1 protein-coding gene is annotated in these 1163 nt (G+C 35.3%); it reads left to right on the forward strand.

From position 1 onward, the window contains the following. Window positions 1–46 precede the first annotated feature (46 nt). Window positions 47–1094 (forward strand): IS630 family transposase gene (locus HZY94_RS02825; protein ID WP_228064538.1). Its coding sequence is split into 2 segments (ribosomal slippage): window positions 47–529 and window positions 531–1094, totalling 1047 coding nucleotides; the frame shifts between segments, so codons are not numbered across the junction. Window positions 1095–1163: the final 69 nt, after the last annotated feature.

A 1163-nucleotide genomic window follows, 5' to 3' on the forward strand; every position in this document is an offset into this window, starting at 1 on the left:
ATACTAAATAAAAATCGAATTTTGAATTATAATAGATTGTATGAAATTGAAATTAGATAAACAACAAGAAACTGAATTGAGATTAGCTCTTAGAAATAAAGACTACGCTACTTATCATAGACGCATCCAGTCTATTCTTTTTCGTCATGAAGGAATGACTTTAATGGCTATTAGCCAACTAGTTGGGTACTCTCACCAAACTATTGCTAATCAGGTTAAAAAATACCTGGAAAAAGGGCTAGAAGGTATTGTTCAAGATCGTCGTGGTGGTCGTCAACGCTTTTACCTCTCTGTTGAAGAAGAAAAAGAATTTCTAAATGAACAATTATCCGCATCTCTAGAAGGTGAATTCTTAACAGTGGATAAGATGTTCACAGCTTATCAAGAAAAAGTTGGTCGAAAAACAACTCGTGAGGGATTCTATGCCCTTCTGAAAAGACATGGTTGGCGTAAAGTCAGTCCTCGTCCAGAACATCCTAAAAAAGCAGACGCTGAAACGATTTTAGCGTCAAAAAATAAAATCTTTATTTCAGGAAAAAGCGAGTAAGCGCTTTATTTCCAGGAAGCCTTATGAAAAAGTTCGTCTAATGTATCAAGATGAAGCCGGTTTTGGTCGTATTAGTAAACTAGGAGCTTGCTGGGCTCCGAAAGGAAAACGCCCTGTAGTTGGCAGTCACCATATCCGTGAATATCGTTATTGTTATGGTGCAGTTGATGCTCATACAGGGGAATCTTTCTTTATCATTGCAGGTGGCTGTAACACTAATTGGATGAATAAATTTTTAGAGGAATTATCCCAAGCCTATCCTAATGATTACATTATTCTAGTTATGGATAATGCTGTATGGCATAAATCACAGACCTTAGAAGTTCCATCTAATATAGAGTTTACTTTTATTCCACCGTATACTCCTGAAATGAATCCAATTGAGCAAGTTTGGTCTGAAATAAGAAAATGTGGATTCAAAAATCAAACATTTCCAACATTAGAGGCTGTCATTGACAGACTTCAAGCTGTTATTCAAAGCTTATCTCACCAAACCTTAAAATCCATTGTGAATAGAGAATGGACAAGGTCCTTTCTAGATACGTAGTGGTTTTATATTGTTGTATTTCAAAACTAAGCATCCATTATTTTTCAACTTTTGATTTTAAATGAGTAT

This window comes from Streptococcus danieliae, assembly GCF_013415245.1.
Taxonomy (GTDB): Bacteria; Bacillota; Bacilli; order Lactobacillales; family Streptococcaceae; genus Streptococcus; species Streptococcus danieliae_A.